Source organism: Cellulomonas sp. HZM, assembly GCF_000708885.1.
Taxonomy (GTDB): Bacteria; Actinomycetota; Actinomycetes; order Actinomycetales; family Cellulomonadaceae; genus Cellulomonas.
In genome coordinates this window covers 1-25868 of the sequence record NZ_JEOE01000016.1, presented here as the reverse complement: position 1 = coordinate 25868, position 25868 = coordinate 1, and the positions used below count along the sequence as shown (strand labels likewise).

General features: G+C 73.8%; 28 protein-coding genes and 1 pseudogene. 16 read left to right on the top strand and 13 right to left on the bottom strand.

Going from position 1 to position 25868, the window contains the following annotated elements; genetic code table 11:
- The first annotated feature begins 146 nt into the window (after positions 1–146).
- The 3 genes from cimA (at position 147) to AW16_RS0110230 (ending at position 3784) form a co-directional block, all read left to right on the top strand.
- Positions 147–1766, top strand: a complete 1620-nt coding sequence (gene cimA, locus AW16_RS0110240) for a citramalate synthase (protein ID WP_029290114.1) — start codon at positions 147–149, stop codon at positions 1764–1766.
- Positions 1767–1903: 137 nt separating this feature from the next.
- Positions 1904–2707: a sensor domain-containing protein gene (locus AW16_RS0110235; protein ID WP_197021603.1), complete on the top strand. Its 804-nt coding sequence runs from the start codon at positions 1904–1906 to the stop codon at positions 2705–2707.
- A complete protein-coding gene (locus AW16_RS0110230; RefSeq protein WP_029290111.1) occupies positions 2708–3784 on the top strand; it encodes a biotin/lipoate A/B protein ligase family protein in 1077 nt (358 codons plus the stop codon).
- 6 nt (positions 3785–3790) lie between these two features.
- Here AW16_RS0110230 and AW16_RS17110 read toward each other — a convergent pair whose 3' ends face one another.
- The 3 genes from AW16_RS17110 to AW16_RS0110215 are packed head-to-tail and all read right to left on the bottom strand — an operon-like array spanning position 3791 to position 5217.
- The gene (locus tag AW16_RS17110; protein ID WP_051681852.1) at positions 3791–4105 is read right to left on the bottom strand and encodes a DUF202 domain-containing protein; all 315 of its coding nucleotides are present in this window, start codon (positions 4103–4105) and stop codon (positions 3791–3793) included.
- Entirely contained in the window at positions 4102–4467 is a 366-nt protein-coding gene (locus AW16_RS0110220; RefSeq protein ID WP_029290108.1) for a YidH family protein, read from the bottom strand. The genes AW16_RS17110 and AW16_RS0110220 overlap by 4 nt, the downstream gene beginning before the upstream one ends.
- A 39-nt stretch (positions 4468–4506) precedes the next feature.
- Positions 4507–5217, bottom strand: coding sequence for a YggS family pyridoxal phosphate-dependent enzyme (locus tag AW16_RS0110215; RefSeq protein WP_029290106.1), 711 nt, complete (start codon positions 5215–5217; stop codon positions 4507–4509).
- A gap of 66 nt (positions 5218–5283) precedes the next feature.
- On the opposite strand from AW16_RS0110215, the gene AW16_RS0110210 reads away from it, so the two are divergent.
- Positions 5284–5679 (top strand): YccF domain-containing protein, encoded by a 396-nt coding sequence (locus AW16_RS0110210; protein ID WP_029290104.1) that lies wholly within the window; start codon positions 5284–5286, stop codon positions 5677–5679.
- Positions 5680–5725: 46 nt separating this feature from the next.
- Here AW16_RS0110210 and ybaK read toward each other — a convergent pair whose 3' ends face one another.
- The 3 genes from ybaK to AW16_RS0110195 all read right to left on the bottom strand — a co-directional run bounded on the left by ybaK (position 5726) and on the right by AW16_RS0110195 (position 9454).
- The gene (ybaK, locus tag AW16_RS0110205) at positions 5726–6217 is read right to left on the bottom strand and encodes a Cys-tRNA(Pro) deacylase (RefSeq protein ID WP_029290102.1); all 492 of its coding nucleotides are present in this window, start codon (positions 6215–6217) and stop codon (positions 5726–5728) included.
- Between the two features lie 25 nt (positions 6218–6242).
- Positions 6243–6806 (bottom strand): VIT1/CCC1 transporter family protein, encoded by a 564-nt coding sequence (locus tag AW16_RS0110200; RefSeq protein ID WP_029290100.1) that lies wholly within the window; start codon positions 6804–6806, stop codon positions 6243–6245.
- Between the two features lie 98 nt (positions 6807–6904).
- Positions 6905–9454 carry an RNA helicase gene (locus AW16_RS0110195; RefSeq protein ID WP_029290098.1) on the bottom strand — a complete coding sequence of 850 codons (2550 nt, stop codon included), beginning with the start codon at positions 9452–9454 and terminating at the stop codon, positions 6905–6907.
- A 68-nt stretch (positions 9455–9522) separates the two neighbouring features.
- Between AW16_RS0110195 and rnhA the strand changes: the two genes are divergently transcribed.
- The gene (rnhA, locus tag AW16_RS0110190; RefSeq protein ID WP_051681859.1) at positions 9523–9951 is read left to right on the top strand and encodes a ribonuclease HI; all 429 of its coding nucleotides are present in this window, start codon (positions 9523–9525) and stop codon (positions 9949–9951) included.
- Between the two features lie 180 nt (positions 9952–10131).
- On the opposite strand, the gene AW16_RS0110180 is transcribed toward rnhA, so the two are convergent.
- Positions 10132–10962 carry an SDR family NAD(P)-dependent oxidoreductase gene (locus AW16_RS0110180; protein WP_029290093.1) on the bottom strand — a complete coding sequence of 277 codons (831 nt, stop codon included), beginning with the start codon at positions 10960–10962 and terminating at the stop codon, positions 10132–10134.
- A gap of 57 nt (positions 10963–11019) precedes the next feature.
- Between AW16_RS0110180 and AW16_RS0110175 the strand changes: the two genes are divergently transcribed.
- Together AW16_RS0110175 and AW16_RS0110170 are read left to right on the top strand one after the other, a co-directional pair.
- Positions 11020–11748 carry a glutamine amidotransferase gene (locus AW16_RS0110175; RefSeq protein WP_029290091.1) on the top strand — a complete coding sequence of 243 codons (729 nt, stop codon included), beginning with the start codon at positions 11020–11022 and terminating at the stop codon, positions 11746–11748.
- Between the two features lie 103 nt (positions 11749–11851).
- Positions 11852–12106: a hypothetical protein gene (locus AW16_RS0110170; protein ID WP_029290089.1), complete on the top strand. Its 255-nt coding sequence runs from the start codon at positions 11852–11854 to the stop codon at positions 12104–12106.
- A gap of 4 nt (positions 12107–12110) precedes the next feature.
- On the opposite strand, the gene AW16_RS0110165 is transcribed toward AW16_RS0110170, so the two are convergent.
- Positions 12111–12983 (bottom strand): hypothetical protein, encoded by an 873-nt coding sequence (locus AW16_RS0110165; RefSeq protein WP_034648731.1) that lies wholly within the window; start codon positions 12981–12983, stop codon positions 12111–12113.
- Between the two features lie 61 nt (positions 12984–13044).
- On the opposite strand from AW16_RS0110165, the gene AW16_RS0110160 reads away from it, so the two are divergent.
- From AW16_RS0110160 to AW16_RS0110120, 9 genes and pseudogenes are all read left to right on the top strand, one after another.
- A complete protein-coding gene (locus tag AW16_RS0110160) occupies positions 13045–13425 on the top strand; it encodes a DUF1304 domain-containing protein (protein WP_369794778.1) in 381 nt (126 codons plus the stop codon).
- Positions 13422–14066: a pyridoxal 5'-phosphate synthase gene (locus AW16_RS0110155; RefSeq protein ID WP_034648729.1), complete on the top strand. Its 645-nt coding sequence runs from the start codon at positions 13422–13424 to the stop codon at positions 14064–14066. Before AW16_RS0110160 ends, AW16_RS0110155 begins: the two co-directional genes overlap by 4 nt.
- A gap of 85 nt (positions 14067–14151) precedes the next feature.
- Entirely contained in the window at positions 14152–14985 is an 834-nt protein-coding gene (locus AW16_RS0110150) for a methyltransferase domain-containing protein (protein ID WP_029290081.1), read from the top strand.
- 19 nt (positions 14986–15004) lie between these two features.
- The gene (locus AW16_RS0110145) at positions 15005–15790 is read left to right on the top strand and encodes a fumarylacetoacetate hydrolase family protein (protein WP_029290079.1); all 786 of its coding nucleotides are present in this window, start codon (positions 15005–15007) and stop codon (positions 15788–15790) included.
- Between the two features lie 177 nt (positions 15791–15967).
- A pseudogene (locus tag AW16_RS18640) lies at positions 15968–17092 on the top strand (cytidylyltransferase domain-containing protein); the annotation flags it as partial.
- A 138-nt stretch (positions 17093–17230) separates the two neighbouring features.
- Positions 17231–18124 carry an N-acetylneuraminate synthase family protein gene (locus tag AW16_RS18635; protein WP_029290170.1) on the top strand — a complete coding sequence of 298 codons (894 nt, stop codon included), beginning with the start codon at positions 17231–17233 and terminating at the stop codon, positions 18122–18124.
- Between the two features lie 2 nt (positions 18125–18126).
- Positions 18127–19179 (top strand): hypothetical protein, encoded by a 1053-nt coding sequence (locus AW16_RS0110130; RefSeq protein WP_051681851.1) that lies wholly within the window; start codon positions 18127–18129, stop codon positions 19177–19179.
- Positions 19176–20678, top strand: coding sequence for a glutamate--tRNA ligase (gltX, locus tag AW16_RS0110125; protein ID WP_029290075.1), 1503 nt, complete (start codon positions 19176–19178; stop codon positions 20676–20678). The genes AW16_RS0110130 and gltX overlap by 4 nt, the downstream gene beginning before the upstream one ends.
- Positions 20675–21433, top strand: coding sequence for an HAD family hydrolase (locus tag AW16_RS0110120; RefSeq protein WP_034648725.1), 759 nt, complete (start codon positions 20675–20677; stop codon positions 21431–21433). The genes gltX and AW16_RS0110120 overlap by 4 nt, the downstream gene beginning before the upstream one ends.
- On the opposite strand, the gene AW16_RS0110115 is transcribed toward AW16_RS0110120, so the two are convergent.
- From AW16_RS0110115 to AW16_RS0110095, 5 genes are all read right to left on the bottom strand, one after another.
- Positions 21412–22155, bottom strand: coding sequence for a class I SAM-dependent methyltransferase (locus AW16_RS0110115; RefSeq protein ID WP_029290071.1), 744 nt, complete (start codon positions 22153–22155; stop codon positions 21412–21414). The two genes, AW16_RS0110120 and AW16_RS0110115, sit on opposite strands and share 22 nt — an antisense overlap.
- Positions 22152–22949, bottom strand: coding sequence for a histidinol-phosphatase (gene hisN, locus AW16_RS0110110; protein ID WP_029290069.1), 798 nt, complete (start codon positions 22947–22949; stop codon positions 22152–22154). Before hisN ends, AW16_RS0110115 begins: the two co-directional genes overlap by 4 nt.
- Positions 22950–22969: 20 nt before the next feature.
- Positions 22970–24001 carry a ribosome small subunit-dependent GTPase A gene (gene rsgA / locus AW16_RS0110105; protein WP_029290067.1) on the bottom strand — a complete coding sequence of 344 codons (1032 nt, stop codon included), beginning with the start codon at positions 23999–24001 and terminating at the stop codon, positions 22970–22972.
- Positions 24001–25284, bottom strand: a complete 1284-nt coding sequence (gene aroA / locus AW16_RS0110100; protein WP_029290065.1) for a 3-phosphoshikimate 1-carboxyvinyltransferase — start codon at positions 25282–25284, stop codon at positions 24001–24003. The genes rsgA and aroA overlap by 1 nt, the downstream gene beginning before the upstream one ends.
- A 59-nt stretch (positions 25285–25343) precedes the next feature.
- A partial coding sequence (locus tag AW16_RS0110095; protein WP_231496012.1) for a DoxX family membrane protein occupies positions 25344–25868 on the bottom strand: 525 nt, incomplete at its 5' end.

The following is a 25868-nucleotide window of genomic DNA, read 5'->3' as shown; positions in this document are numbered from 1 at the left end:
GCAGACCTCCCGTACCCCGGGGGGTCTTTTTGTTGGTCGGTCCACCACCCCTGGACGCGACCGGACGGCCCGACCGGACCACCGCACACCCCGCGGACGACGACCGGGCCGGAGCACCCAGCACCGAGCAGCGAAGAGAGCCGACCGTGAGCGCAACGACCCGCCCGTTCCACGTCTACGACACGACCCTGCGCGACGGCGCCCAGCAGGAGGGCATGAACCTGTCCGTCGCCGACAAGCTGGCGATCGCGCCGCTGCTCGACGAGCTGGGCGTGGGGTTCATCGAGGGCGGGTGGCCGGGCGCGGTGCCGAAGGACACGGAGTTCTTCAAGCGTGCCGCCAAGGAGCTCGACCTGCGCAACGCCGAGCTCGCGGCGTTCGGCTCGACCCGCAAGGCGGGGACCCGTGCGACGGACGACCCGCAGGTGCGTGCGCTGGTCGACTCGGAGGCTCCGGTCGTCGCGCTCGTCGCCAAGAGCGACCTGCGGCACGCCGAGCGCGCGCTGCGCACCACGGGCGAGGAGAACCTCGCGATGATCGCCGACACCGTCGCGTTCCTCGTGCGTGAGGGACGTCGGGTCGTCGTCGACGCCGAGCACTTCTTCGACGGCTTCAGGTTCGACGCCGGCTACTCGCGCGCCGCGGTGCTCGCCGCGTTCGAGGCGGGCGCCGAGGTCGTCGCGCTGTGCGACACGAACGGCGGCATGGTCCCCGCGTGGGTGGGCGACATCGTGCACGAGGTGCGCGAGCTCGTCGGCCCCGACGCGATCCTGGGCATGCACGCGCACAACGACTCGGGCTGCGCGGTCGCCAACACGTTGGCCGCCGTCGAGGCGGGTTGCTCCCACGTGCAGGGCACGGTCAACGGCTACGGCGAGCGCACCGGCAACGCCGACCTGCTCGCGGTCGTCGCGAACCTCGAGCTGAAGTACGGAGCCCGCGTGCTGCGCACCGACGACGAGCGGCCCGGTGGCCTGCCGGAGCTCACCCGCATCGCGCACGCGATCAGCGAGATCACGAACATCTCCCCGTTCGCACGCTCGCCGTACGTGGGCGCGAGCGCGTTCGCGCACAAGGCCGGGCTGCACGCGTCGGCCATCAAGGTCGACCCCGACCTCTACCAGCACATCGACCCCGCGGCGGTGGGCAACGACATGCGCATGCTCGTGAGCGACATGGCGGGCCGCGCGTCGATCGAGCTCAAGGGCCGCGAGCTCGGCTTCGAGCTGGGCGGGCGACCCGAGCTGCTGGCCCGCGTGACGGACCGCGTCAAGGACGCCGAGGCCAACGGGTACACGTACGAGGCCGCCGACGCGTCGTTCGAGCTGCTGCTCGTCGAGGAGATCGACGGGTCGCGCCCGCAGTACTTCAGCGTCGAGTCGTGGCGCGCGATCGTCGAGCGCAGCGGCGGCCGCGGTACGCCCGCGACGGCGGAGGCGACCGTGAAGCTGCACGCGGGCGGCGAGCGGCACGTCACGACGGGCGAGGGCAACGGACCGGTCAACGCGCTCGACCACGCGTTGCGGCTCGGGCTGCAGCGCGTCTACCCGGAGATCGAGGAGTTCGAGCTCATCGACTTCAAGGTCCGCATCCTCGACTCGATGAGTGGCACGGACGCCGTCACGCGCGTCCTCATCGAGACCACCGACGGCCAGACGTCGTGGAGCACCGTCGGTGTCGGCCCCAACCTGCTCGAGGCGTCGTGGGAGGCCCTCACGGACTCGGCCATCTGGGGGCTGCGCAACCTCGGCGTCGCGCCGCGCTGACGACCCTGGTCGTCGTTCACAGACCGGCGGCATAACCTGGGGGAGACGACAGACCACGACGAGCACACGAGGGGAGCGGGGCGTTGGCGGGCACGATGCCGCAGCCGTCGGGACCCGACGACGCCAGCGGAGGTCCCGTGCGCCCTGCGCGCCGGTGGTGGTGGGTCCTCACGGTCCTGCTCGTGGGGGCGATCGTCGCTCTCGTGCTCCAGCCGTGGGTCGCCCACGACGTCGAGCCCGACGCCGCCACGACGACGCCGTCGCCGACGAGCGCGCTCGACGTCCCGGACCCGAAGGAGTCCTCGTCGACCGTGCAGCCAGTGGGCTCCGCCGCACGCTTCGACGCGGGGACCGCCGGACGGCTGCTCGTGACGCCGACTCAGCTCGCGACCGCGATGCCCGGTGCGGCGGCCGGCCTGTCGGCGGGCCCGACGCCGACGTGGGGCCTGCCGGCAGGCTCCGCGGTCGACCCCGACGACTGCACCGACGCCGTGACCGTCGTCGGCACCACCCCGCGTGACTTCCAGGCCCAGCAGTGGCGCGACCCGGAGATGTCGTTCGAGCAGCGCGTCTCCGTGCTCGCGAGCCCCCGGGCCGCGCAGCGCGCGTTCCGCGTGCTCGTGCAGACGGTCGACGCGTGCTCGGTGTACACGCAGTCGGTGCCGGGCGCCGACAGCACCACCTGGTCCGCCAGCCCCGCGATCGAGGGGCAGGGCGTCTACCCGTCGATCGTCCAGGAGCGCACGCAGCGGACCGGCACGCACGCCTTCCCCGACTACCGGGGGCACCTGCTCGTCGGGAACACGATCGTGACGTGGACAGCGACCGACCTGCACGACGGTGCGAGCACCGACGACGCGCGCAAGGTGCTCGGCGAACCCGAGGACCTCGACCAGCTGCTGCAGACGCAGGCGCAGCACGCGGTGGAAGGGCTCGGATAGGTGCACGGCGAGTACAAGGTCCCCGGCGGCAAGCTCGTCGTGGTCGACCTCGAGGTGAACGACGGGCTCCTTGCTGACGTCGTCGTCAGCGGTGACTTCTTCCTCGAGCCCGACGACGCGCTCGAGGTCATCGCGGCGTCGCTCGTCGGGATGCCGCAGGACGCCTCGCCGGCGGCGCTGGCGCAGGCCGTGACCGGCGGCGTCGAGACCGCCGAACGTGCCGGGGCGATCGCGGGGCCGGTCGCGATGGTCGGTTTCGACGCGCGCTCGGTGGCGCTCGCGGTCCGCCGGGCGCTCGGTTACTCGACCGCATGGGGCGACCACGAGTTCGAGCTGCTGACGCCCGGCCCGCTCAGCCCGGCCGAGAACGCGGCGCTCGACGAGGTGCTGACCGCACAGCTCGCGGCCGGTCGACGCGGGCCGACGCTGCGCTTCTGGGAGTGGCAGGACCCCGCGGTGATCATCGGCTCGTTCCAGTCGCTGTCCAACGAGGTCGACCTCGATGCGGCGCAGCGGTACGGGATCACCGTCGTGCGGCGCATCTCCGGCGGTGGCGCGATGTTCATGGAGGCAGGCAACTGCATCACGTTCTCGATGGTGGTGCCCGCCTCGCTCGTCGACGGCATGAGCTTCGAGGAGTCCTACACGTTCCTCAACCAGTGGGTGCTCGGTGCGCTCGCGGACGTGGGTGTGCAGGCCTTCGTCAGCGGGCTCAACGACATCGCCTCGCCTGCGGGCAAGCTCGCCGGCTCCGCGCAGAAGCGCATGGTGGGCGGTGCGGTGCTGCACCACGTGACGATGTCCTACGACATCGACGCGACGAAGATGCTCGAGGTGCTGCGCATCGGGCGCGAGAAGCTCTCCGACAAGGGGACGACGTCCGCCAACAAGCGCGTGGACCCGGTGCGCTCGCAGACCCAGCTGCCGCGCGAGGACGTCATCGCGGCGTTCGTGGCGCACTTCCGGTCGCGGTACCGCGTCGTCGACGCGGTCCTCACGGACGACGAGCTCGCGCGCGTGGCCGAGCTGGACCGCACGAAGTTCTCCGACCCGGGGTGGACCGCGCGCGTCCCCTGAGGCGCCTCACCGGGGCCAGGCGAGCACGAGCCACAGTCCGGCGGCACCGAGGAGCGTCATGGCCGTCGCGCACGCCGCGACGAGCGTGGACGCAGGCCGGGCGTCGTCGCGCGTGTGCCGGCGTCGTGCCGCACGGACCATCGCCGCGGCGGCCCCGAGCCCGACGAGCGTGACGGCCCAGCCGCCGGCACCGACGACCTCCTCGAGCAGCTTGCCGGCCGCGACCGAGCCCGCGGCGAGGGACAGCGCGGTGCGCCGCCACGCGAGCCGCGTGCGCTCGACGGCGAACGACTCGGGTGCGGCGGGCTCCGGGCCGCTCATCGCAGCGCTATCCCCAGCAGGACCAGGACCCCGGCGGCGCTGACGCCGACGACGAGCAGCGTGAACGACGTCGGTGCGGGCATGGGGGACCGCAGCCGGACGGCCCGCTCGGCACGCGCCCACCCCAGCCATGCGGACACGGGCGCGAGGATGCCCAGCACGACGAGGAGCACCGAGGCGGCCAGCTGGAAGCCCGCGCGCATCGGGAGGTCGAGCGCCTCGAGCGCGACGCCGCCCGCGAGCAGCCCGAGCGCGGTGCGCACCCACGCGAGGAACGTGCGCTCGTTGGCGAGCGAGAACCGCGCGTCGGGCTCGTCGCCCACGCCGTAGACCGAGCGCGGGCGGCGGCGGTCGTCGGTCACGGACCCAGTATCGCGGCGGACGTCGCCCACGCGCACGGTTCAGACCCTGCGCGCGCCGAACACCGCGGTGCCGACGCGCACGACCGTCGCGCCCGCGGCGACTGCCAGGTCGAGGTCACCGCTCATGCCCATCGAGAGCTCGGGACCGCACAGGCCGCGTGCGGCCCCGGCGTCGCGCAGCCGGCGGAGCGTGTCGAAGCCCGCGCGCACCGCGGCGCTCTCGTCGCTGCGAAGCCCGATCGTCATGAGCCCGCGCACGCACAGCGTGCCGAGCCCCGCGACCTCCTCGAGGAGGGGGAGCGCGCCCTCGGGCGACGTGCCGCTCTTCGTCGGCTCGCCCGAGACGTTGACCTGGACGAGGACGTCGAGGCCCTCCGTGCGTTCCGCGAGCCGGCGCGCGAGCGCGATCGAGTCGACCGACTCGATGCACGAGGACCAGCGCAGTGCGGCGTTCACCTTGTTGGCCTGAAGCTGGCCGATGAGGTGGATCCCGCCCGTGACGTCCGCGAGCAGCGGGGCCTTCGCCACCAGCTCCTGCACCCGGTTCTCGCCGACGAGCACCGGCCGCAGCGTCGGGTCGGCCGCGCACGCACGCGCGTCGGCCTCGAGCGCCGCGCGGATCGTCGATGCGTCCTGCGTCTTGGTGGCGAGCAGCACCCGGACCGCGCCGGGGTCTCGCCCCGCGTCGGAGCAGGCGCGCGCGACGCGTGCGCGCACGGCTGCGAGCCGGTCGTCGAGCTCGTCGTCCACGGGTGGTCGTCCTCGTCGTACGTGCGGCGGCTGTCGCCGGGGGTCATCGGGTGGGACCGTAGGGGGGTGAACACGATCCTCAACGTCGTCTGGCTGATCTTCGCAGGTCTGTGGCTCGCGGCCGGCTACGCGCTCGCCGGGATCGTGTGCTGCCTCCTGATCGTGACCATCCCGTTCGGCATCGCGTCGTTCCGCATCGCCGGGTACACGCTGTGGCCCTTCGGGCGGACCCTCGTCGACAAGCCGACCGCGGGGATCTTCTCGGTGCTCGGGAACGTGATCTGGGTGCTGGTCGCGGGGATCTGGCTCGCGATCGGTCACGTGCTGACGTCGATCCCGCTGTTCCTGTCGATCATCGGCATCCCGCTGGGGATCGCGAACCTCAAGCTGGTGCCCGTGTCCCTCGCGCCGCTGGGCAAGCGCGTGGTGCCGACGAGCTCGCTGCGCACCGTCGGGCCGTAGCGCGGGATAGCGCGGGATAGCGCGGGGTAGCGCGGACATGGTCGCGTCAGTCGCGGCCGATCGCAGCCACGGTCGCCGACGTCAGCCGGACGAGGTCGTCGGGTGCGAGCTCGACGTCGAGCCCGCGCCGGCCGCCCGAGACGTACACGGTGTCGAACAGCCACACGGTCTCGTCGACCACGGTCGGGTGCGCCGCGCGCTGCCCGAGCGGCGAGATGCCGCCGACGACGTAGCCGGTCGCCCGCTCGGCCTCGGGCCTGCCGGCCATGGTCGCGCGCTTGCCGCCCGCAGCCGCGGCGAGCAGCTTGAGGTCGAGCTGTCCGGTCACGGGCACGACGGCGACCGTGAGCGTGCCGTCGACGAGCGTCATGAGGGTCTTGAAGACCTGCTCGGGCGGGACGCCGAGCACCTGCGCCGCCTCCAGGCCGTAGCCCAGGTCGGAGGCCGGGTCGTGCTCGTAGGCGTGCGCCGTGTGCTCGATGCCGGCGGCGGCGAGCGCGACGAGAGCCGGCGTGCCGGCGGGAGGCTTCCTGGTCACGCGCACAGCGTCCCAGGCGCGCACGTCAGACCGCGAGGCCGACCATGCTCCCGACGGCGAACGTCACCGCCATCGCGACCGAACCGCCGACGACGTTGCGGACCACCGCCCTGCCCGTCGGTGCGCCGCCGATCCGGGCGCTCACGGCACCGGTCACGACGAGCGCGAGCACGACCGCGACGACGACCGCCGGCACGAGCGCGGCCCGCGCCCACGGCGCGATCGCGACGAGGAGCGGCACGACGCCGCCCGCGACGAACGCGCCGAGCGAGGCCCATGCGGCGTGCCACGGGTTGGTGAGCTCGTCGTCGTCCGCACGAGTGCCGGTGCCGGCCCGCTCGGCGTCGCGCTGCGAGCTGACGGAGACGTACTCGCCCGACGCCATCGACAGCGCGCCGGCGACGAGCCCCGCGACGCCCGCGGTGGCGACCGCCGCGACGCCGGCCGATGCCCCCGCGACGCCCACGACGATCGCGGCGACCGACACGATGCCGTCGTTGGCGCCGAGCACGCCCGCGCGCAGGCGGTTCAGACGTGCGGAGGTGACGGGGCGACGAGCTCCGAGCAGGGGTGCCGTCAGTGCGCTCATGGCGCCACCGTAGGCACGGCAGGCGGAGCCTGTCACCGTTGGAAAGGCTGGCCTGACCTGCGCAGATACAGGGCCGCCTTACCTATCTTGCGGCCACGTCACAGGGGTCCGACGGCGGTCACGGCGAGCCGGACCTCGCCCGTCTCGTCGGACGCGTCGAGGTCGACGACGGCGTCGATGCGCCAGTCGTGGTCCCCCTCCGGGTCGTCCAGGAGCTGGCGCACGCGCCAGCTGGTCGCCGACGTCGTGACCTGGAACAGCGCGGGGCCGCGTGCGGGCGCGCCCGTGAGCACCTCGTCGTGGTCGTCGTAGAACGGGTCGAGCGCCTGCGCCCAGCGGTCCGCGGTCCACGGCTCGCCGTCCTCGTCGGTGTCGCCGAGCGCGGCCAGGGCGTCGTAGGCCTCCCGCGCGACCAGCTCGACGCGGCGGAACATGGCCCCGCGCACCAGCGCGCGGAGCACCCGCGGGTTCGCGGTGATCGGCTCGGGGGTGTCGTCGTCCTGCGCGCCCGGCGCGTCGGCGCCGTGCTCGTCGAGGGGGTTGGCCAGGCGCTCCCACTCGTCGAGCAGGCTCGAGTCGGTGCGGCGGACCAGGTCGCCGAGCCACTCGACGATCTCCCAGACCTCCTCGGTCCGAGCGTCCTCGGGGACGGTCTGGCGCAGCGCGCGGTACGCGTCGGCGAGGTAGCGCAGCAGCACCCCCTCGGTGCGGTCGAGCTGGTAGAGGCTCACGTACTCCGCGAACGTCGCGGCGCGCTCGTGCATCTCGCGGACCACCGACTTGGGCGACAGCGCGAGGTCGGCCACCCACGGGTTGGTCTGCCGGTACGTGGCGAACGCCGCCTCGAGCAGCTCGGCGAGCGGCTTGGGGTACGTGACGTCGGCGAGCAGCGCCATGCGCTCGTCGTACTCGATGCCCTCGGCCTTCATCGCCGCGACCGCCTCGCCGCGGGCCTTGTTCTCCTGCGCGGCGAGCACCTGGCGCGGGTCGTCGAGCGTCGCCTCGATGACGCTGACGACGTCGTGCGCGTACGCGGGGTCGTCGCGGTCGAGCAGGTCGAGAGCCGCGTAGGCGAACGGGGAGAGGGCCTGGTTGAGCGCGAAGTTGCTCGGCAGGTCGTGCGTGAGGCGGACCGTGCGGCGGCGCCCGCGCGGGACGCTCGCGTCGTCGACCCAGACGCGCTCGACCACGCCCGCGGCCCGCAGCGAGCGGTACACCGCGATCGCCCTCCGCACGTGCCGCCCGCGGGCGCCCTCGGGCTCGTGGTTGTCGGTGAGGAGCCGCGTCATGGCCGCCACCGGGTCGCCCGGGCGCGCGAGCACGTGCAGGACCATCGCGTGCGAGACGGCGAAGGACGACGTCAGCGGCTCGGGCGGGGCGTCGCGAAGGCGCTCGAACGTCTTGTCCGTCCAGTTCACGTGCCCGGCCGGCGCCTGCTTGCGCACGATCTTCTTGAGCTTGCGCGGGTCGTCGCCCGCCTTCTCCAGCGCGCGCCGGTTCTCGATCACGTGGTCGGGTGCGAGCACGAGGACCTCGCCCACGGTGTCGAACCCCGCGCGCCCCGCGCGCCCGGCGATCTGGTGGAACTCGCGCGCGGACAGGTGCCGCATGCGCACGCCGTCGTACTTCACCAGGCTCGTGAGCACGACGGTGCGGATGGGCACGTTGATGCCCACGCCGAGGGTGTCCGTCCCGCACACGACGGGGAGCAGCCCCTTCTGCGTCAGGCGCTCGACCACGCGCCGGTACTTCGGCAGCATCCCGGCGTGGTGCACGCCCACGCCGTGCCGGAGCAGACGCGACAGCGTGCGCCCGAATCCTGGCCCGAACCGGAAGTCGCCCAGCTCGGCGGCGATCGCGTCGCGCTGCTCACGGCTCGTCAGCGGCGTCGACAGCAGCGACTGTGCGCGCTCGACCGCGTCCTTCTGCGTGAAGTGCACGACGTACACGGGGGAGCGGCGCGTGCGGACCAGCTCGTCGAGCAGCTCGTGCAGGGGCTCGACGACATAGGAGAACGTCAGCGGGACCGGTCGCTCGGCGCTCGTCACCACCGCGACGTCCCGGCCCGTGCGGCGCGTGAGGTCCTCCGCGAAGAACGCGACGTCGCCGAGGGTCGCGGACATCAGGACGTGCTGCGCGCGCGGCAGCTCGAGCAACGGCACCTGCCACGCCCAGCCGCGCTGCGGGTCGGCGTAGAAGTGGAACTCGTCCATGACGACCTGGCCGACGTCCGCGTCGGGCCCGTCGCGCAGCGCGAGGTTGGCGAGGATCTCGGCGGTGCAGCAGATGATCGGGGCGTCGGCGTTGACCGACGAGTCGCCGGTCATCATGCCGACGTTCGCCGACCCGAACGCCTCGACGAGCGCGAAGAACTTCTCGCTCACGAGTGCCTTGAGCGGCGCGGTGTAGAACGTGCGCCGCCGCTGCGCGAGCGCGACGAAGTGCGCCGCGACGGCGACGAGCGACTTGCCCGAGCCGGTCGGGGTGCTGACGATGACGTGCTCGCCGCTGACCAGCGCGAGCAGCGACTCCTCCTGGTGCGGGTACAGCGTCAGACCACGCTCGTCGGCCCAGCCGGTGAACGCCTCGTAGAGCGCGTCGGCGTCGGTCGGGTCGGCCGGGATCCGGTCGGCGAGGGTCGTGGGCACACGCGATCCTCGCACGCCCGGCTCGTCGTAGGGTGACGCCCGTGAGCGACGAGCGGCCCGTGGTGGAGATGTGGACCGACGGGGCCTGCAAGGGCAACCCCGGCGTCGGGGGATGGGGCGCGTGGATGCGCTCCGGCGGTCACGAGCGCGAGCTGTGGGGCGGCGAGGCCGTCACGACGAACAACCGCATGGAGCTCACGGCCGTCATCGAGGGCCTGACCGCGCTCAACAAGCCGTGCGACGTCACGCTGCACGTGGACTCGCAGTACGTGATGAACGGCGTGACCAAGTGGGTGGCGGGCTGGAAGCGCAACGGCTGGCGCACCGCGGACAAGAAGCCCGTGAAGAACCAGGAGCTGTGGGTCGAGCTCGACGCGCAGGTCGCGCGGCACTCCGTGCGGTGGGTGTGGGTCAAGGGGCATGCCGGCGACCCGGGCAACGAGCGGGCCGACGCGCTGGCGAACCGCGGGGTCGACGACGTGCGGGCGCGGGGCTGACCTGCGTCAGCCGTGCGCGTCTCAGCCGTGCGCGGCGCGCGCGTGGTCGGCGACCAGCGTCCCGACCGCGACCACCACACCTACGGCGGCGGCCACCGCGCCACCGACCAGCATCTCCCGCGTGAGCACGCTCATGCGGGAGATCATCGGCATCTCGTGCCCCCGCGATGAGGGTTGGCGTCACACGAGCCAGGCGGCGGTCGCTCCCGTCACGCGCGAGCCGTCCAGATCCGCGAGCTTGAGGCCGGCGAACACGCGCGCGACGTCCGAGGTCTGCACCCGGAACGGCGGTTCGTCGCGCCGCAGGACGTCGACGACCACCTCCGCGACCGCGTCGGGGTGCTGCGCGGCCGCGAACACTCCCGCGGTGCGCGCGAGGTAGGCGTCGAGCGCGGACCCGTACGCCCCCGCCTCGTCGCGCAGCGCGTCCTCGTCGGCGACCGCCCCCGTCGCGAAGTGCGTCGCGACCGCCCCGGGCTCGACCACGACGACCGCCACCCCAGCCGTCGCCGCGACCGGGTGCAGGCTCTCCAGGAACCCCTCGGCAGCGAACTTGGCGGCGCAGTACGCGTCGTTGAACGGCTGGCCGACGACGCCGCCGACGCTCGTCACCGTCACCACGCGGCCGCCGCTCGCGCGCAGGTGCGGCAGGGCCGCCTGCGTCGCGGCGACGACCGAGAAGAAGTTGACCTCCATGACCTCGCGCACGTCCTCGAGCGAGAGCATCTCCGCGGTGCCGACGCGCCCGGCGCCCGCGTTGTTCACGAGCGCCTCCAGGCCGTCGTGGTCCTTCGCGACGGCGTCGACGAGCGCCGTGACGTCGTCGGCGCGCGTGACGTCGAGCTCGCGGACGTCCAGCGTGACGCCCGCGGATCGCGCGCCCTCGAGCAGAGCGGCGGCCCTGTCGTGAGACCGCACCGTGGCGACCACGTCCCACCCCTGGCGTGCTGCTGCGATCGCGGTGGACAGACCGATGCCGGAGGAGGTTCCGGTGACGAGGACGGCGCTCATGGCGTCAGTGTGCGCCCTCGACGTGCGGACCGGCGCACGCTCGATAGCCTCGACGACGTGTTGCCGTTCGTGCTGCTCGCGTCCCGGGCGCAGGACGTCGCCGCGGACGGCGAGTACGCCGCGATGCTGCGGTACGGCGGCCTGCGGCCCTCCGAGCTGGTGCGCGTGCGGCTCGAGCGCGAGCCCATGCCGGCGATCGACCTCGACGCGATCTCGGGCGTGATCGTCGGGGGCAGCCCCTTCGATGCGAGCGCGGACTCGAAGTCCGACGTGCAGCTGCGTGTCGAGGCCGAGATGTCGGCGCTGCTCGACCGCCTGGTGCCCGCCGACTTCCCGTTCCTCGGCGCCTGCTACGGCGTCGGCACGCTGGGGACGCACCAGGGTGCCGTGATCGACGGGACGTACGCCGAACCGATCGGGCCGGTCACCGTGACGCTGACCCCCGACGGGCGCGCGGACCCGCTGCTCGCCTCGATGCCCGCGTCCTTCGAGGCCTTCGTCGGTCACAAGGAGGCGTGCCGCGAGGTGCCTCCCGGCGCCGTGCTGCTCGCGTCGTCGGCCACGTGCCCGGTGCAGATGTTCCGGGTCCGCTCGAACCTGTACGCGACGCAGTTCCACCCGGAGCTGGACGTCGAGGGCATCACCACCCGGATCCGCGTGTACCAGCGCAACGGGTACTACCCGGCGGGGGAGATGGACAGGGTGCTGGCCGGGGTCGCCGGGGCGCGGGTGGGCGCGGTGCACGGGATCCTGCGCGAGTTCGTCGGGCGGTACGCGCGGGACTGACCTGGCGCTACGCTCGCCGCACCGGCCTCGGGTCGGGCACGAGCGGCACGCGCGATGTGTGCATGAGGGGACCTGCAACGGGGGACCCGCAGAGGGGGATCGCATGGACGACGGGATGCCGCACGCGCGGACCGTTCGGGCCGAGGCGTACGTCGGGCCGTCGCCGAAGCGCCGCAGACGGCCGAAGGACTACGCGGTCCAGCTCGTGGCGGCGCTCGTCGGGATCGGGCTCGGGATGCTCCACGACGTGCTGCTGCCGTTCGTGCCGTTCTGGCTCTACCTGGCCACGCTCGTGGGCGTCGCCGTCCTCGGGTGGCTCGCGTGGCGTGCGTTCCGCGTCCTGTCGAGCGCGACGTGAGACCTCAGGCGGTCGTCGTCGCTGCCGCTGCCGCTGCCGCGAGCAGACGTGCGCGCAGCGCGTTCGACCGCGCCGCGTAGTCGCGCTGGCGTCGGACGTACTCGGCCTTCCCCTCGGGCGTCTCGATCGCGACGGGTGCGAGCCCGTAGGAAGAGACGTCGTACGGCGACGCCGCCATGTCCGTGCACCGGATCTCCATCGCGAGCTCGAAGCAGTCGAGCAGCAGGTCTCCGGGCACGAGCGGTCCGAGCTTGAGGGCCCACTTGTAGCAGTCCATGGCCGCGTGCAGGCAGCCCGGCTGGTCGGTGGCGACCTGGGTCTCGCGGGTCGGCTGCAGGGTGTTGAGCGGAACCGCGTCCGGCGTGAAGAAGCGGAACGCGTCGAAGTGCGTGCACCGGATGCGGTGCCGCTCGACGACCTCGTCGGTCCCGTCCTGGCCCAGGCGCAGCGGGAGCGTGTGGCGGTGCCGATCCTGGCGGTAGACCATCGCCCACTCGTGCAGGCCGAAGCACCCGGTCGCGGCCGGGCGCGCGGCGGTCGCCGAGAGCAGCGCGACGACGAACCGGACGGTGTCGCCCCGGTCGGCGAGGAACGCGTCGACGTCGAGCCGCACGACACCGTGCTCGTCGGTCGCGTACCACCGTCGGTCGGCAAGGGGAGTCGGTGTGCTGCCCGGAGCGAGCGCCACCCCGGCGCCGGGGTGCCACACGCGCAGCGCCGCCGGTTTGGCGGGGTAGTACTCGAACATGAAGTCCTCGACCGCGTGGCGCTCACCGCGTGCGCGGCGAGCGCGGTGAGCTGCGGTCAGCTCGTCCGCGCGACGCTCGTGGCGTGCGGCGGCGTCGGCCCATGCGGGCGCGGCGAGGACGGTCGGCATCTCACCAGGGTAGGCGGGCTGGCGCCGTCGGCCGCGGCCCGCCAGACTGCGGAGCGTGTGGGTGACGACGCAGGTCCTGGCCACGGCGGCGGCCGTGCTGCACGTGGTGATCTTCCTCATGGAGGCCGTGCTGTTCTCGCGGCCCGAGGTGCACGGCAGGTTCCGCACCCGAGGCGAGGACGTCGAGGCGGTGCGCCCGTGGGCGCTCAACCAGGGCTTCTACAACCTGTTCCTCGCGGTCGTCGCGCTCGTGGGCGTCGTGCTGGTCGGGGCGGGGCAGCACGCCGTGGGGGGCGCGCTCGTGCTCGCGGCCTGCGGATCGATGGTCGCCGCAGCTCTCGTGCTCGTCGGCACCGACCGCCGCATGGCGCGCGCGGCGGCCACTCAGGGCGTCGTGCCGGCGCTCGCGGTCGCGGCGACGATCGTGGCGCTCGCGTCGTGAGCGTCGACTGGGAAGGCCTCAACGCGCGTCTTGCGCGGTCGGCGGCGCTCGTCGGCGAACCGGGAGGGCTGGACCCCGACGCCGCGCCCGACGACCCGATGGAGCTGTTCGCGCACTGGTTCTCGGATGCGCTCGACGCGGTCCCGGAGGCTCGGGCGGCGACCCTCTCGACGACAGGCGCCGGCGGTCCGACCGCCCGCGTGCTCATCCTCAGGTCGGTGGGTCCGGAGGGCTTCGCGTTCGCGACGGACGCGCGCTCGGCCAAGGTCGCGGACCTCGCGAGCGACCCGCGGGCCGCGCTCTCCTTCTGGTGGCAGCCGCTCGTGCGCCAGGTGCGCGTGACGGGCACCGCCAGGTGGCTCGGGGCGGAGGAGTCCGCACGGGACTTCGCCGCGCGCGGCGCTGCGTCGCGTGCGGCGGCGCGCGCGAGCCGGCCGGGCGAGCCGCTCGGGTCCGTCGACGAGCTGCACGCGGCGTTCGAGGCCGCGGCGCTCGACGACGGGCCGCTCGACGACTGGCAGGCGTGGCTGCTCGAGCCGTCGACGATCGAGTTCTGGCAGGGGAGCGCGGACCGCGCACACGTGCGCCTGCGCTACCGGCGCGACGGTGAGTGGTGGGAGCACGGCCTGCGCTGGCCGTGAGCGCGGCGCGCGCGCGAGTCTCGCATCGCGGACCATCACGTCCCGTCACTTGAAACACGACGAGCGACGCGGCTTACTGGTCCGTGTGAACAGCCCCGCAGCCCCGTCGTCGGCCCAGCGCGACGTCTACACGCACGGTCACCACGAGTCCGTGCTGCGCTCGCACCGGTGGCGCACGGCCGAGAACTCGGCCGCGTACCTGCTGGGCTCGCTGCGTCAGGGGCAGAGCCTGCTCGACGTCGGGTGCGGACCCGGCACGGTCACGATCGACCTCGCACGCCGGCTCGCGCCCGGCGAGGTCGTCGGGATCGATGCGTCCCAGGCGGTCATCGACATCGCGCGCGACGCCGCCAAGGACGCACAGGTCGCCGTCACGTTCGACGTCGCCGACGCCTACGCCCTGCCGTTCGCCGACGACTCGTTCGACGTCGTGCACGCCCACCAGGTGCTCCAGCACCTCACGGATCCCGTCGCCGCGCTGCACGAGATGCGCCGCGTCACGAAGCCCGGTGGCCTGGTCGCGGTGCGTGACGCCGACTACTCCGGCATGACCTGGTTCCCGTCGTCGCCCGGGCTCGACGAGTGGTCCGCGCTCTACCACGAGGTCACGGAGGCGAACGGGGCGCAGGCCGACGCCGGCCGCCGCCTGCTGTCCTGGGTTCGTGAGGCCGGCTTCGACGACGCGGGCATCGCGCCCAGCGCCGGCGTCTGGTGCTACTCGACGCCCACCGACCGTGCGTGGTGGTCGGGCCTGTGGGCCGACCGGTGCGTGGCGTCCGACTTCGCCGCGCAGGCGATCGAGCACGGGCTGGCCGACGAGGTCGGGCTCGAGCTGCTCGCCGACGCGTGGCGCGAGTGGGGCACCCAGGAGGACGGCTGGTTCTCCGTCCTGCACGGCGAGGTGCTGGCCCGCGCCTGAGCGCACCTACGCTGGGGCCATGCGCATCGCGAGGTTCACCACCGGCTCCGACCCCCGCTTCGCCCTCGTCGACGGCGAGCCCGGCCACGAGGAGCTCGTCGTCATCAGCGGCGACCCGCTCTACATGCCGGTGCAGCCCACGGGTGAGCGCGTCCGGCTCGACGACGACGGCGTGCGCCTGCTCGCGCCCGTGATCCCGCGCTCCAAGATCGTCGGGGTGGGGCGCAACTACGCCGACCACGCCGCGGAGATGGGCAACGACGTCCCGTCCGCGCCCATGCTGTTCCTCAAGCCCAACACGTCGGTGATCGGCCCCGACGACCCGATCGTGCTGCCCGACTGGACCGAGCACGTCGAGCACGAGGCAGAGCTGGCCGTCGTCATCGGCAAGGTCACCAAGGACGTCCCTGTCGAGAGCGCGCTCGACCACGTCTTCGGATTCACGGTCGCGAACGACGTCACCGCCCGCGACGCGCAGCGCAGCGACGGGCAGTGGGCGCGTGCGAAGGGCTTCGACGGGGCGTGCCCGATCGGGCCGTGGGTCGTGCCGGGCCTGGACGTCGACGACCTCGCCGTGCGCGCACGCGTCAACGGCGAGACCAAGCAGGACGGCCGCACGTCGCAGCTCGTGTTCGACGTGGCATACCTGATCTCGTACATCTCGGAGATCTTCACGCTCCTGCCGGGTGACGTGATCCTCACGGGCACCCCCGCGGGCGTGAGCCCGATCGTCGACCGGGACGTCGTGGAGTGCGAGGTCGAGGAGATCGGCGTGCTGCGCAACCCGGTGCTGCGCCGCCACTGACTCTCGCCCCAGGGCGGCGCGGGTGGTGCAGCGTGCTGCGCAACCCGGTGCTGCGCCGCCACTGACTCTCGCCCCAGGGCGGGTCGTTCAGCCAGGGTTCACCGGGCGGGGGCGACGTTCGCCCGCGCGGCGCCTGGACGTCGTCCACGCGTCGATCCGCGTCGTTACGTTCGCGGCATGTCAGGTCCTCAGGACGCGATCGGCGCACAGCACGGAGCGCAGCACGGCGCTCTCGTCGTGATCCCCGCACGCGGCGGCTCGCAGGGCGTCCCCCTGAAGAACCTCGAGCCCGTGGGCGGGGTCTCGCTCGTCGGCCGCGCGGTCCGGGCGGCGCTCGCGGCACGCGGCGTCGGGCGCGTCGTGGTGTCCACGGACCACGAGGGGATCGTGGCCGAGGCGCGGCGCCATGGCGCGCACGTCGTCGACCGGCCCGCCGAGATCTCGGGTGCGACGGCGTCGTCGGAGTCGGCGGTCCTGCACGCGCTCGACGTCCTCGACGAGGACCGCGAGGTCGTCGTGCTGCTGCAGTGCACGTCGCCGTTCGTCGACCCCGCGGACCTCGCGGAGGCCGTCCGCAAGGTCGCGGACGACGAGGCGGACGTGGCCGTCGCGGTCGCCCCGACGCACGACTTCCAGTGGACGCTCGCCGACGGGCACGCGCGGCCGGTCGGGCACGACCTCGCGCACCGACCGCGCCGCCAGGACCGTGACCCGCACTTCCGCGAGACCGGCGCCTTCTACGTCATGCGGACCGCGGGCCTGCGCGAGCACGGCACCCGCTTCTTCGGTCGGGTCGCGCTCCAGCCGGTCGACGAGCGGCTCTCGCTCGAGATCGACGAGCCCGCGGACCTCGAACGGGCGCGTGGCCTGGCAGGTACGGCTGCCGGGCCGCTCGACGTCGACGCGCTCGTGACCGACTTCGACGGCGTGCACACCGACGACCACGCGTGGGTCGACGGCGCCGGTGTCGAGTCGGTGCGCGTGCACCGCGGCGACGGCATGGGCGTGAACCTGCTGCGCCGCGTCGCCGGCGTGCCGCTGCTCATCCTGTCCACCGAGCGCAACCCGGTGGTCCGCGCGCGCGCCGACAAGCTCGGTGTCGACGTGCTGCACGGCGTCGAGGACAAGGCGGCCGCGCTCGACGAGTGGATCGCCGTCAACCGGCTCGACCCCGACCGCGTCGCGTACGTCGGCAACGACGTCAACGACCTGGCCGCGATGGCCCGCGTCGGCTGGCCCGTCGCCGTCGCCGACGCCCACCCGCGCGTGCGCGCCGCCGCACGCGTCGTCCTGGAACGCAAGGGGGGTGACGGCGCGGTGCGCGAGGTGTGCGACCGCATCGTCGATGCCCGCTCCCGCCCGCTCGCGGACACCCGCACCCACGCACCCACGAACGCCCGTCGCAGCCACCCGGCGGCGACGACGACCGAGAGGAACACCATGACCGTCTCCGACACCAACACCGCGCCCGTCGCCATCGGCCAGCACCTGGTCGGCGAGGGCCAGCCGGTCTACGTGATCGGCGAGATCGGCCTCAACCACAACGGCGACGTGGACATCGCGCGCCGGCTCATCGACGTGGCCGCGGACGCGGGCGCGCAGGCCGTCAAGTTCCAGAAGCGCACGCCCGAGATCAGCACCCCGAAGGACATGCGCGACAAGCTGCGGCAGACGCCGTGGGGCGAGATGACGTACCTCGAGTACCGCTACCGCGTCGAGTTCGACCGCGAGCAGTACCAGAAGGTCGCGCAGCACGCCGCCGAGCGCGGTCTGCAGTGGTTCGCGTCGCCGTGGGACGTGCCGTCCGTCGCGTTCCTCGAGGAGCTCGACGTGCCGACGCACAAGGTCGCCTCGGCGTCGCTCACCGACACCGAGCTGCTGCACGCGCTCGCGGACACCGGCAAGCCGATCATCCTGTCGACCGGCATGTCGACGCTCGAGCAGATCGACGCCGCGGTGGAGATCCTGGGCACCGACGAGCTCGTCATGCTGCACGCCACGTCGACGTACCCGCTGCCGCCCGAGGAGGCGAACCTGCGCACGATCGAGACCCTGCGCGAGCGCTACGGCGTCCCGGTGGGCTACTCGGGCCACGAGCGCGGCCTGCAGATCTCGCTCGCCGCGGTCGCGCTCGGTGCCGTCGCCGTGGAGCGTCACATCACGCTCGACCGCACGATGTGGGGCTCCGACCAGGCGTCGTCGCTCGAGCCCGCGGGCCTCGAGCACCTGGTGCGTGACATCCGGATCCTGCAGGACGCCATGGGTGACGGCGTCAAGCGCGTCATGCCGGGGGAGATCGCCCCGATGTCGCGCCTGCGTCGCGTGGGCGCCTGACGGTGGCCGCGTCGTCGGGAGCGTCCGCGGCCGTCGTCGAGTCGCCCCTGCAGCTCCTGGGTGCGCTCGAGGCGCACGCCGCGGGCCTCGCGGGCGAGCGCACGCTCGTGCGCGTCCGCTCTGGTGTCCCCGCGCTCGACGACGCGGCACGCATGATCGACGCGGGCGGCCTGCCCGCCGGGGTGCGCATGCACCTGGGGGCGACGTCGGAGGACGTCGCAGTCCCGCCCCGCGGCACGTGGCTCGTGGGTGACGCGTTCTCCGGCCAGTGGCAGCAGGCGTTCGTGCGCAGGCGCGTGCACGGCCACGTCGTGCTGCTCGACGACGGCCTCGCGACGGTCGCCCTCGCGCGCGCGCTCGTCGCCGGCGAGCCCGCGGTGCGTGCGAGCCGGACGTCCGGCGGTGCGGTCGGGCAGGCGCGCCGGGTGCTCGGTGCGCTCGTGACGCGCAGGCTGCGGCGGCTCGCGCGTGACGGGCGCCTCACGCTCTTCACCGCGATGCCGCTCGACGTGCCGCTCATGACGCACCTGCACGGCATCGGCGTGGACGTCGTGACGCACCGGTTCGCGTGGCTCGCGACGCAGCAGCCGCCGATCGCGCCGGCCGAGCCCGTGGTCGTCGTCGGCTCGGCGCTCGTCGCGGACGGCTGGGTGAAGGCGGACCCGTACGTGGAGTGGGTCGCGTCCCTCGCGCGCGAGAACGACGTCGCGTACCTGCCGCACCGGCGCAGCGACCCCGCGGTGGAGGCACGACTCGCGGCGCTGCCGGGCGTCCGCGTCGACACCGCCGGACTGCCCGTCGAGATGCGGCTGCGCGGGCTGCGACCCCCGCAGCGCGTCGTGTGCCTCCCGTCGACGGCGTACGTGCTGCTCGACGCGCTGCACGCGAGCACCGGCGTGCGCATCCAGGCGCGGCCCGTGCCCGACGACTGGTGGACGGGCTCGGCGGCACCGTCGATCAGGGAGCACCTGTCGAGCGTGCTCGCGCTGCGCCCGTCCACGGACCCGCGATACCGCGACGAGGGGTCGCTGCGACCGCCTACCCTGGAGCGGTGACCACCACTCCTGCCAGCGGCTCCGCCGTGCGTGTGCGCTTCTGCCCGTCGCCCACCGGCCTGCCGCACGTCGGCCTCGTCCGCACCGCGCTGTTCAACTGGGCGTACGCACGCCACGTGGGCGGGACGTTCGTGTTCCGCATCGAGGACACGGATGCCGCGCGCGACTCGGAGGAGAGCTACCAGCAGCTGCTCGACGCGCTGCGCTGGCTCGGGCTGGACTGGGACGAGGGCGTCGAGGTCGGTGGCCCGCACGAGCCGTACCGGCAGTCGCAGCGCTACGACCTGTACGCCGACGTGGCGCGGCGCCTCGTCGAGGGGGGCTACGCGTACGAGTCCTACTCGACACCCGAGGAGATCGAGGCACGCCACCGCGCAGCCGGCCGGGACCCGAAGCTCGGCTACGACGGCTTCGACCGTGACCTGACCGACGAGCAGAAGCTCGCCTTCCGTGAGGCCGGCCGCGAGCCCGTGCTGCGTCTGCGCATGCCGGACGAGGACCTCACGTTCACCGACCTGGTGCGCGGCGACGTCACGTTCCGCGCCGGCTCGGTCCCGGACTACGTGATCGTGCGCGCCAACGGGCACCCGCTGTACACGCTCGTCAACCCGGTCGACGACGCGCTCATGGGCATCACGCACGTGCTGCGCGGCGAGGACCTGCTCTCGTCGACCCCGCGGCAGGTCGCGCTGTACCGCGCACTGCTCGAGCTCGGTGTCGCCGACGTGATGCCCGTGTTCGGCCACCTGCCGTACGTCATGGGCGAGGGCAACAAGAAGCTGTCCAAGCGCGACCCCGAGTCCAACCTGTTCCTGCACCGCGAGCGTGGCTTCACGCCCGAGGGCCTGCTCAACTACCTGTCGCTGCTCGGGTGGGGCCTGTCGGCCGACCGGGACATCTTCACGGTCGACGAGCTGGTAGCGGCGTTCGACGTCGCCGACGTCAACCCGAACCCCGCGCGCTTCGACCTGAAGAAGGCAGAGGCGATCAACGGTGCGCACGTGCGGATGCTCGCGCCGGAGGACTTCCGCGACCGCCTCGTGCCGTACCTGCACGCCGCCGGCCTCGTCCCCGCCGACTCGTTCGCCGACCTGTCCCAACGTCACCGCGACCTGCTCACGGCGTCCGCGCCGCTCGTGCAGGAGCGCATGACGCTGCTGGGCGAGTCGGTCGGGATGCTCGGGTTCCTGTTCCGCTCGGACGACGAGCTCGTGGTGGAGGACGACGCGCGCGGCGCGCTGCGCGAGGAGTCCGCGCAGGTGCTCGACGAGGCCGCGCGCGTGCTCGCCGAGGTCCCGTCGCTCGACCCGGCCGTCACGCAGGAGGCGCTGCAGGCGGCGCTCGTCGACGGGCTGGGGATCAAGCCGCGGTTCGCGTACACACCGCTGCGCGTCGCGATCACGGGTCGCCGCGTGTCGCCGCCGCTGTTCGAGTCGATCGAGCTGCTCGGGCGTGAGTCGGCGCTCGCGCGCATCGCGGCGCTGCGCGCGTCGCTGTGACGGCGCTGCCGCCGGTCGACGGCGTGCTGTTCGACATCGACGACACGCTCGTCGCGACGCGCGAGGCGTTCGGGCACGCGCTGTCGGCGGTCGCCCGACGCTACCTGCCGGCTGTCGCGCCCGAGCGGGACGACGAGCTGGTGACGAGCTGGCGCGCCGACGCCCACGACCAGTACGGCGCCTACACGCGCGGCGAGACGACGTACCGCGCGCAGCGCATGGCCCGTGCGAACGACCTGCACGCCGAGTTCGGCGGCCCGGTGCTCGACGACGAGGCGTACGACGCGTGGGACGACCTGTTCGACGCGGCGTTCCGCGACGCGTGGCTCGCGCACGACGACGCGTCCGAGGTCGTCGACGCGCTGCTCGACGCGGGCCTCGTCGTCGGGGCCCTGTCCAACGCCGCGACCGCCTACCAGGTCGCCAAGCTCGAGCGCGCGGGGCTCGGGGACCGCGTCCCGATGCTCGTCGGCGTCGACACCCTCGGGTACGGCAAGCCGGACCCGCGAGCGTTCGCCGAGGCGTGCCGCCGGCTCGGCACCGACCCCGCACGTACGGCGTACGTGGGCGACGACGTGGTGCTCGACGCGATCGCGTCGCGCGACGCGGGGCTCGTCGGCGTGTGGATCGACCGGCCCGGCGACCGTCGGCACACGGTGACCGACGAGCAGCTGGCAGCCGTCCAGGCGAGGATCACGTCGCTGCGCGAGCTGCCCGCGCTGCTGGGTGTCTCTCAGGAGACGGTCGCGCGGTAGGCACGCGTCACGTACGGCAGGTCGGCCTCGCTTCCGGCCAGGTCGGGATGGGTCGCGACGAGCTCGTCGATCTCCGCGAGCCGCGCGTCCCGCTCGTCGTCGGGCATGGTCAGCAGGAACGACCGGCTCGCCGCGAGCGGCCGCAGCGCGGCGGTGGGGATCCGCTCGACCCACGAGAACCGCTCGGCCTCCACCGGCCCGAATCCGGGCCCGAGCACGGGCGGGTCGAAGTGGTCCGCGAGGTCGTCGCCGCGGTGCACGATGCGCGAGAACTCGGCGACCCACGGCTCGCTCTCGTCGCGGACGTTCCACAGCACGGTGAGCCTGCCGCCAGGCCGCAGCACGCGCGCGATCTCGGCCGACGCCGACGCGGCGTCGAACCAGTGCCACGCCTGGCCCACGGTCACGGCGTCGACGCACGCGTCGTGCAGGCCGGTCGCCTCGGCGGTCCCCGCCAGCGCGCGCACGCCCGGCAGCGCCCGCACGAGCTCGGCGCGCATCTCGTCGGACGGCTCGACCGCGATCACCTCGGGCACCAGGCCCACGAGCGCGGCCGTGAGCTTGCCCGTCCCGGCGGCGAGGTCAAGGACCGTGCGCGCCTCGCGCGGGACGGCCCACCGCACGGCGGTCGTCGGGTAGCCGGGCCGCGTCGCGGCGTACGCGCCCACACCGAGCGAGAACGAACGTGCCCGGTCCGGGGCCGGACCGGTTCCCGGGTTCACGGCAACGGGTCCAGCAGCTCGAGCGCCTCGTCGTGCAGCCGGCCGTTGGACACCAGCGCGGAGCCGCCGTGCGGACCCGGGACACCCCGCACGGACGTGAAGCGGCCACCCGCCTCGGTGACGATCGGCACGAGGGCGGCCATGTCGTGCAGCGCGAGCTCGGGCTCGGCGGACAGGTCCACGGCCCCTTCGCCGACGAGCACGTGCGACCAGAAGTCGCCGTACGCGCGCGTGCGCCACACGCGCCGGGTCAGCCCGAGGAACTGCTCGAGGCGCCCCTGCTCCTCCCAGCCGCTCAGGCTCGAGTAGGACAGCGATGCGTCCTCCAACCGGTCCACGGCGGACACCTGCAGGCGGGACGCAGACGCGAGCGAACGCCCCGACCACGCGCCCGCGCCCTGGGCGGCCCACCAGCGCCGACCCAGCGCGGGTGCCGAGACGAGGCCGACCACCACCTCGTCACCCTCCATGAGCGCGATGAGCGTCGCCCACACGGGGACCCCGCGCACGAAGTTCTTGGTGCCGTCGATGGGGTCGACCACCCAGCGCCGGGGCCCGTGCCCGGTGTCGGCCATCTCCTCGCCGTGCACCGCGTCGCGCGGACGTGCACGCGAGAGCTGCCCGCGGATCAGCTCCTCCGCGGCCCGGTCGGCGTCGGACACCGGGGTCAGGTCCGGCTTGGTCTCGACGCGCAGGTCGAGCGCCTTGAAGCGGGACATCGTCAGCCCGTCCACCTGGTCGGCCATCACGTGCGCGAGGCGCAGGTCGTCGTCGTACCCGGGGCGCAGGCTCATGCGCCCACCGTAGCGGCGGGTCAGTCGGCGGTGCCGAGGCGGCTCGCGAGCAGCCGCCGGAACGAGTCCACGCGGGCCGCACGCGCGGTGTCCGAGGGGTCCTGCGCGACCCAGTCGTCGAGCGCGCAGTCGGGTGCGTCGGCGGCGTGCGTGCAGCCGCGCGGGCAGTCCTCGGCGACCGCAGCGAGGTCGGCGAACGCGCCGAGCAGGTGCTGCGGGTCGACGTGCGCGAGCCCGAAGCTGCGCACGCCCGGGGTGTCGATCACCCACGTGGGGTCCGGGGTCGCGGGCACGCGCAGCGCGACCGCGGACGTCGACGTGTGCCGCCCGCGACCCGTGACGTCGTTCACCACCCCGGTCGCGCGCTGGGCGTCCGGGACGAGCGCGTTGACGAGCGTCGACTTGCCGACGCCGGAGTGCCCGACGAGCACCGACGTGCGACCGTCCAGCGCGCCGAGCACGTCGTCCAGCCCGGCGATCGTGCCGTCCGCACGGGTCTGCGTGACGACCACGCGCACGCCGATCGGTGCGTAGAGGCCGACGAGGTCCGCGGGGTCGGCGAGGTCCGCCTTGGTGAGCGCGAGCAGCGCGTCCATCCCGGCGTCGTAGGCCGCGGCGACGCACCGGTCGATCATGCGGGTGCGCGGCTCCGGGTCGGCGAGCGCTGTGACGATCACGAGCTGGTCGGCGTTCGCGACGATCACGCGCTCGACCGGGTCGGTGTCGTCCGCGGTGCGCCGCAGCACGGTGCGCCGCTCGGTGATGCGCACGATGCGCGCGAGCGTGCCCTCGTCGCCCGAGGTGTCCCCGACGAGGTCGACCACGTCGCCGGGGACCACGCGCTCGCGCCCCAGCTCACGTGCCTTCATCGCGACCGTGCGCCGCTCGCCCGGGCCGTCGGCGTCGACGAGCACGGCGTACCGCCCCCGGTCCACGCCGGTCACGAGCGCCTGCTCGGCGTCGGCGTGCTCGGGTCGCTGCTTGGTGCGAGGGCGCGACCCGCGGCCGGGCCGGATGCGCACGTCGCTCTCGTCGTACCGGCGGCCGGCCATCAGCGTGCGCCCAGCATCCCGTCCCACAGCCCGACGAAGTCGGGAAGCGTCTTGGCGGTCGTCGCGACGTCCTGCACGAGGACGCCCGGGACGCGCAGCCCGACGAGCGCACCGGCGGTCGCCATCCGGTGGTCCGCGTACGTGCGCCACTCGCCGCCGTGCAGCGGGCGCGGGTCGATCTCGAGCCCGTCGTCGGTCTCGCGGGCCAGGCCGCCGAGCGCGGTGATCTCCGCGGCGAGCGCCGCCAGCCGGTCGGTCTCGTGGCCGCGCAGGTGCGCGATCCCGCGCAGCGCCGTGGGGGAGTCCGCGAGCACGGCGAGGGCCGCGATCGTCGGGGCGATCTCACCCGCGGCGTGCAGGTCGAGGTCGACACCGCGGACGTCGCCGGTGCCCGTGACGGTGAGCACGTCGCCGTCGAGCGACGTGCGGGCCCCCATGCGCTCGAGGATCCCGGGCAGCAGGGCACCGGGCTGCGTCGTCGTCGCCGGCCAGCCCGGCACCCGCACGCTGCCGCCCGCGACCAACGCCGCGCACAGGAACGGCGCGGCGTTGGACAGGTCAGGTTCCACGCGCACGTCCCGCGCCGCGAGCGACCCGGGGGCGACGGCCCACGTCGCGGGGACCGACGTGTCGACCTCGACGCCGGCCGCGCGCAGGACCTCGACCGTCATGTCGATGTGCGGGATCGAGGGGAGGGTCGCGCCGGTGTGCCGCACGACGAGGCCGCGCTCGAACCGCGGCGCCGCGAGCAGCAGCCCCGAGACGAACTGGCTCGAGCCCGAGGCGTCGACCTCGACCGCTCCGCCGCGCACGGACCCCTCGCCGTGCACCGTGAACGGGAGCCGGCCGGGCTCGCCCTCCTCGTCGACCCGCACGCCGAGGTCCTGCAGGGCGCGCACGATCGGGCCCATGGGGCGCGCGAGCGCCTCGACGTCGCCCTTGAAGTGCACCGGTCCGTCGGCGAGCGCCGCGACGGGCGGCAGGAAGCGCATGACGGTCCCCGCCAGCCCGCAGTCGACCGTGACCGACCCGCGCAGGCGCCCGGGCGTGACGTGCCAGTCGGTGCCCTGGTCGATGCCCACGCCGAGCGTCTCGAGCGCCGCGCCCATGAGCCGCGTGTCGCGTGACGTCAGCAGGCTGCGCAGCGTGCTCGGCCCGTCGGCGAGCGCCGCGAGCACGAGGTAGCGGTTGCTCAGGGACTTGGAGCCGGGCACCACGACGGTCGCGTCGAGCGGGCGGTCCGCCACGGGCGCGGGCCACAGGGGAAGGGTCGTCGTGGTCATGCGGCCAGGCTATCGGCGGGGCGTGCGTTCGACGCCGCGCGCCCGTGCTGCGGGACGGCTCACTCGTGAGCCGCCGCGTGCTGCGCGCGCGCGTGGGAGATGCGCCACCCCATGCCGGGCCTGCCCTCGAGGTCGACGCCCGCGATGAGGGCGCCACCGACGAACGCGACCGACCGCACGAGCCGCTCGCGGCGAGCGCGGCGCAGCTCCACCGACCCCTCGTCGGCCGCCTTGTCCGGGAGGTTCACGACGACGAGCGGCGCGGTCAGCGCGGCGAGCGCGAGGGCCGCCGTGCGCGGGGCCTTGCCGACCGCGAGCAGCACGCCCGCCGCGGCGACCGCGACCCCGTGGGCCTGCACCGCGGTGGTGAGCGTGCGGTCGCTGACCGACACGTCCAGCGACGTGCGGCGGCGCACCAGGTCGATCGCGCCACGGGCGTCGGCGGCGTGGGCCGCGGGGTGGCGCACGGCGTCCAGCCCCTGCCCGACGAACCACGAGGCGAACATCGGACGTGCGATGCGACGCAGCAGCACGGGTACCCCTTCCCGGGACGACGACCGGGCGATCCCGGACCCGCCCCACGC